Genomic DNA, 5,999 nt, shown 5'->3' on the forward strand with positions numbered 1-5,999 from the left:
GGGTGGGGGGGGGGGGGGGGGGGGGGGGGGGGGGGGGGGGGGGCGTTTTTGTTTGTTTTGCTTTTTCCTTTCCCCTCCCCCCCCCCCCCCCCCCCAAGGACCAGCCGAAGCCCTTCCTCGGCCGGGGCAACTGCCAGCCGTTCCGGTTCGCGGGCAGCAGTCCTCCGTACCAGCCGCCGTTCTGGGTGCAGCCCTTGGCGATGATGCCTTCGGGGTCCATCCACGTGAGGGGGTTGACGACGTACGCGGCCGGATTCGGTGCCGGCACGAGTCCGTAGGGGTCCGCCGATACGTAGCGGGCCGTCTCGGGGTCGTAGTGCCGGTTCAGGTTGTAGTGGAGGCCGGTTTCCTGGTCGGCGTACTGGCTGGGGAATCGCAGCGGCGTGTAGGCCCCGGCGTCGCGGTTCCACGCCGTAAGCCCCAGATCGTTGAGCGTGACGAGCTGACCCGCCGCGTCGGCCCGTACGTCCAAAACCGACGTCGACGCCTGGCTCGCCCGCGCCCTGGCCGCGCGGGCAGCGCCATCAGCGGCCCTCGAACCGGCGCAGCCCGACCCGCCGGGACAGCCAGACCAGCACCTCGAAGAGCACCAGTACCACCGGCAGGGCCCACGCGGCGATGTCGATCCCGCTGTAGTCCGTCTCGGCCAGCTCCGGCGCCGTCCAGCCGTGCGGGTCGACGAGCACGTCCTCCGTCTGCCCGACTTCCATCGGCCCGTCGCAGGAGTCGTTGCCCAGCTCGGCGTGCTTGAGCGGCTTGCCGTCCACCCGCCCCAGAAGGCAGGTGTACTCCGGCCCGTGCTTGCCCTGGTACGTCTTCACCGAGGTAACCCGCACCTCCACCCGCTGCCCTTGGTGCGCCATCACCTCCGCCTGCAGGACCGGCCCCGGCCCGGACAGCGCGGCGATCCCCACGATCACCCCGCCGACGATCAACCACCCGTTCGGCGCTGCGGTGATCATCAGTGAGAGAGTCGCGATCAGTGCGAAGGTCCCGAGGACCAGTCCGAGCCCGCTCCAGTCCGGATTGGCGGCTAGCAACGACAGCCCGACGATCACCGGCGGACCGAAAAACGCCATCGTGGTGAGGCGACGGACCTGCCGGGACGAGGTGGCGGTGGCTATTCGAGGCACGGCGTCAGTGTGACGAACGGGGTCGTCAGGCTGAAGATCGGGGTCCGTTACCACAGTCGTCGCTCTCGATGAGCATCTGACGGCTCGCGCCGGTCCTCCCGGGGAAGTTCGGCGTCGGCGAGGACATGTGGTCCATTTGAAGAGTGTCTACTGCCGGGTGGCTTCACTCGAGTGTTTCAGGACCGAGCTGCGGATTGGTAATGCCGGCGTCGGCCAGCGGCGACCAGCTCGGGGCGGGAGGGGGACGGCCCGCAGTCGGGCGTCACAGGGTCTTGCCTACGCCGGGAGCATCGGTGGCCGTGACCTGCGCCACGGCGCGCGAACGCCCGCCAGGTACGGGCGTCCTGGCGGGCCTCGATCGGGCGGCGACGTACGCCAGCAGGGCCGGTCCCCGCGCGGCGGCCGCCTGTTACCAACGAAGGCCGGAGTAGGGCGTGCGACCAGCCTTGCGGCCTGGTTCCCGCGCTGTACGGTGACGCCACACTCGCGTCTATGGGGGGACGTTCCATGAGATCCGTGGTCGGGCGATGCAGGCCCCCTATCCGAGGCTGCGAGCCCTGCTGCGGGCGGTTGGGGATGCCCGGTACGAGGCGGACGAGGCCGGCGACGTGCGGTTCTGCATGCCTGATCAGAGTGGCCGGGAACGGTGGATACGGCTGGACGAGATCCCGCTGCCACCGAGTGTCCCGGCCGCCTGGCCGCGCCCATAAGCAGCGACCGCACCGGGGAGCAGTCGTTGCCGAGATGCGTGTTGGTGTCAGCCGCCGTACGTGGTGTTGACAGGGGCTGCGTGTTCCGGCCTGCGTACCGTGGCACTCACCTTGAGATGTCGGCGAGGAGGGCAAGGACCTTGGGCCAGCCCTGCTCCTTGGCGACAGCGTTGCCGACGCGGTTACCGCCCATGGATGGGTCAACTGTGCCTTCCGCGAGGAAAGGGAAGGTTCCGACACCGTGCCCGGCCCCGGGGTAGATCAGCGCCTGGTACGGATAACGGTCCTGGACCGCGTGCAGCCCCCCGGTGATCGCCTTGACGTAGGTCGGTGATGGCCATAGGGCGTCGTCTGCGCCGGCGATGGCCAGCAGTGGTCCGCTGAGGTGGTCCAGCGGGATGCTGCCCTGGGGGATGGGATGCCTGTCCTTGGTCCAGGCGTTGCCCCCGCCGAATCCCTGGTTGACGTTGGACGACGGGGAGTACACGACGACGCCGTGGATCAGACGGGGATAGTCCTCGGCGAGGAGCAGGGCGGGTTCGCTGCCTCGGGAGTAGCCCATGGCGATGACGTGTGCGGGGTCCACGCCGGGCTGGGCTGCCGGCAGTCGGGCGGCGGTGGCGAAGTACTCCAGCGGGACGTTGCGCAGGGTGGCGGGCAGGCCAGGCTCCCCGAAGTAGCCCAGGGCCAGTGCCGGGTAGCCGTGGGAGGCCAGCAGAGCCGCCTCCCACTTCATGCTGACACCGCCTTCGGATCCGCCGAAGACCAGCACGGCCGGGTGCCGGGGAGTGCCGGGCCGCGGCAGGAACATCTCTCCGACGACCTTGTCGTGGGCCAGGGTGAGCGTTCGGGCGCTGACTCCCTTGGCCTCGCCTTCGCGGGTGAGCGTGCGGCTCGCCAACTGCCGCCCATGCGCCGTCACGGTGATCTTCACGGCATACGAGGGGGAGGACTCAGGGGCATGGAGGGAGAAGTAGTCACTGTGCGGGTCGCCGGTAGGGGGCCGCATCGACCAGAACAGGCCCATACCGTCGAGCGTGTTGTACGTCCCCGACACCGGCCCCGTCGTGGAGAGGTCAACGAGGCCGTGGTCGTCCGCGGTGAAGGTTGCCTGGCCGTGCCACACCTTGCCGTCGCGTGCGGTTGCCGACGAGCCGACAGTGATCTCGTCGTGCGGCTCCAGACCACTGATCCTCAAGTGAACGGCCTGATCCGCCAGCGCTATCGGCGCATCGACCCCGATGACCGCCCTGCTACTGGCGTGCATCCCCGACGAGCATCCCGCCACCCCCCAGCCGATCACGACGGCCGCGGCCAGGGCCCATCCCCGCAACCGCCGTAACGACATGTTGCCCCCCATCGCCAGGAATTGATCCACCACACTGATCTTGAAGTGTCCGCCGAGTCAATCCTGGGGCCCATACTTGGGCGCGCGGGCGGCGGAGTCTTGATGCCGCGTACCTCGTGTATACGTGGGCGCCCTAGTTTGGAAGGTCGCCTACGCGGATGGCACTTGGCCTGCGAAGTCGCTGACCTGGGATGTCGTGCAAGCTCCCCGTGGCTCCCCCCGACGCACCGCGATATGCCCTCTCTGCGGGCACGTGAGGGCATGGCAAAGGGCGTTGGGTGTAGCTCTTCTGGAGGGAAGGGCTGAGCGAGGTGGGAGAACGCTGATCGGGGCTGCGTTGAGGTCCGCTCGTCTCTATGACGGGGCCCTTTGTCCGCAGGCTCGGACTCAACCAAGTGCTGCGTCCTCGACCGAAGGGGCCCACGCCACGCCTCGGCAGCCGACCGCTATCCACCGTGGCGACGAGGGTGGGTTCACCGCCCCTCGCACAGGCAGTGAAGATTCAGACGATCCTCAACGGTCATCATCTTTGCGCGGCATGAGTCGCGGTGGGAAAGGGGGCGCGAGGTGGGCAGGATGGCCAGGAGCCGAAGGGGCGCGGTGGCGGCTGCGCGGGTGGCGCGCAGACGTCGAGTACGGGCTGCCGGGCTGTGGTGGCGGGTGGACTTCGACGGCTACCAGGTGACGGCAGTACGGCGCTGGGTCCCTATTCCGGGAGTGCGCGCACGTCGGATTCGCTTGTCGGAAGTGATCAGCACGGATCTCCCTTCGATGGGTGGAGAGGATGAGCTGCGCCAGCTCTACCTCTACCTGCGCGGCGGTCGGTTCATAGGGGTGGGGCATTACGTGGGCGTCCGCAAGAAAGCATCCTGGTTCGTTGTGCACGAAGCGATCCGCCAAGCAATTCGGGCCAGGGAGCTGCACGCGTTGCGCTCCACCGTGGGCCTGGGACCGTGGAGCGAGGAGGAATGGGCGCGGCTGGAGGAGCTCGTGCCGGAGATAGCGGCGTTCAGCACCCACAACTACGAGGACGAGCCTCGCAATCGGCCGAACCGGGTGGAGATCAGCCACCGCGTCGGGGTCGACGCGGTGCTGAGCCGTCTGAGGGATACGAGCAGACCCTACCCCGGACCTGGCGGCAGCATCGTCCTCAAGGAACGGGACATCCGCGATCCCTACGTGGAGCGCCAGGAGCAGATCAAAGGCCGCGGCGAAGCCTGGGCCGCCTTGATCGACTGCCTGCAGAACGGCATTGAAGTCACCGCTATCACCCAATGGGCCGAGCAGGTAAACGCGATCCTTGATTCGGTTCGCCAGGGCGACAAGCGCTGAACCGCCTGGTCGAGCGTGGCCCGACTCTTCGTGACCGACGTACCGGTGTTACGCCACTCCGCGCGCACCGCCCGCGCGGCTCAACCGAGCCCGGGCACTGGGGGCCGGAGTGATCAAGACCGTCGTCCTGTCCTCCAACAAGGACGGACTGCGGTTTGCACTGAAGCACGGCTTCATCGAGACCGAGCGATACCTGCTGCCCGGAGACACCATCCCCTGGATCGACTTACGACACCTCGCTGCTGGAAGTCGCGGTGCAGGTCACGAAGGAAAGCGACCAGTTCATCACGGTCGCGGAGTTCGTCATGGGGGGACAGCAACATGGCAGCACCGTAACCGCAGTAAGCACCTACGTGTCCTGGGGTCGTGTCCCGGCGGACCGCAGGAACCACGCGGCCGACTGCATCGGAACCGATCAGGCGGTCAGTCTGTATGTGGCCTGGTCAGGGTTGGGGTAGAGGCGTTCGTGTTCGCGGGTGGTGTGGAACGTCCAGTAGGTGTCGAGGTCGCCGTTGCTGGTGACGGCGCGGAGTTTGAGAACGGCTTCGGCGCCGGCGAGACCCCAGCGGGCACCGGTGATGTCGAGGCGGTCGGCGATCAGGTGCCGACAGGCGCCCTCGATCGCGCCGGTGGCGATGGGCCAGCCTCGAAACGAGCCGCACCCTACTCGGTTTGCGTGTCGGCGTTGGGGCCATTCCCCGCGCGTGCGGGGAGCAGTGGTTGAGGCTGCGGATGGACTCGGCGACCTGGGGACTATCCCCGCGGGCGCGGGGAGCACACGCTCAGAGCGTTGATCTGACCCTGAATCGTGGGACCATCCCCGCGGACGCGGGGAGCAGAACAGCGGCATCGGCGAGGGAACCCGCTTCGCGGGACCATCCCCGCGCATGCGGAGAGGCACTCCCACTGGTCCCAGGCGCGGACGTCAATGACGGGGCCATCCCCGCAAGCGCGGGGAGCATACCCCCATTGTCGAGGGCACGGCCGCCGGCATGGGGCCATCCCCGCACCCGCGGGGATGGTCCCTCGGCCCAGTCGAGAGTGGCGGTCACCGTTGTTCAGTGCTCCCCGCGCCCGCGGGGATGGTCCCTGGCCGAACTTGGCGTTCGGGTCTTCAGCCTGGTGCTCCCCGCGCCTGCGGGGATGGTCCCGCGATCAGCGGGAGCCCGTCGGCCATGTGCTCTCCGCACCCGCGGGGATGGTCCCATCCTCGTCGGCCAGTTCGACCGGTTGAAGTCGTGCTCCCCGCACCCGCGGGGATGGCCCCATGGGCGTCCCCGGCCGGCACACCCTCGCCGAGTGCTCCGCCCTGTTGGCTCTCCGCACAGTGCCCGTCCAGTCCCTCGCGGGTGAACAGCGCAATCCTCCCCTGACGCTCCACCACTGAGCTGCCCCGAGTTTCGTAGAGTCCGGTGATCTTGTTTCAGGCGGACTGCGGGGTTTGCTCCTGGCTCTGCCAGAAGGCTTCCTCGTACT

3 protein-coding genes and 3 pseudogenes are annotated in these 5,999 nt (G+C 68.3%); 2 read left to right on the top strand and 4 right to left on the bottom strand.

Annotated features, from left to right (window positions below; genetic code table 11):
* Positions 1–136: 136 nt before the first annotated feature.
* The 3 genes and pseudogenes from ACZ5NH_RS44415 to ACZ5NH_RS44425 all read right to left on the bottom strand — a co-directional run.
* Positions 137–438, bottom strand: a pseudogene (locus ACZ5NH_RS44415) (RHS repeat-associated core domain-containing protein); the annotation flags it as partial.
* Between the two features lie 86 nt (positions 439–524).
* Positions 525–1,133, bottom strand: coding sequence for a hypothetical protein (locus tag ACZ5NH_RS44420; protein WP_468784055.1), 609 nt, complete (start codon positions 1,131–1,133; stop codon positions 525–527).
* A gap of 816 nt (positions 1,134–1,949) precedes the next feature.
* The gene (locus tag ACZ5NH_RS44425) at positions 1,950–3,221 is read right to left on the bottom strand and encodes an acyl-CoA thioesterase/BAAT N-terminal domain-containing protein (RefSeq protein WP_468784057.1); all 1,272 of its coding nucleotides are present in this window, start codon (positions 3,219–3,221) and stop codon (positions 1,950–1,952) included.
* Between the two features lie 630 nt (positions 3,222–3,851).
* Between ACZ5NH_RS44425 and ACZ5NH_RS44430 the strand changes: the two genes are divergently transcribed.
* Together ACZ5NH_RS44430 and ACZ5NH_RS44435 are read left to right on the top strand one after the other, a co-directional pair.
* Positions 3,852–4,523: a hypothetical protein gene (locus tag ACZ5NH_RS44430; RefSeq protein WP_468784059.1), complete on the top strand. Its 672-nt coding sequence runs from the start codon at positions 3,852–3,854 to the stop codon at positions 4,521–4,523.
* 79 nt (positions 4,524–4,602) lie between these two features.
* A pseudogene (locus tag ACZ5NH_RS44435) lies at positions 4,603–4,755 on the top strand (GNAT family N-acetyltransferase); the annotation flags it as partial.
* Between the two features lie 183 nt (positions 4,756–4,938).
* On the opposite strand, the pseudogene ACZ5NH_RS44440 reads toward ACZ5NH_RS44435, so the two are convergent.
* Positions 4,939–5,169: pseudogene (locus ACZ5NH_RS44440) on the bottom strand (ISKra4 family transposase); the annotation flags it as partial.
* Positions 5,170–5,999: the final 830 nt, after the last annotated feature.

This window comes from Streptomyces sp. NPDC031426 (assembly GCF_055581585.1).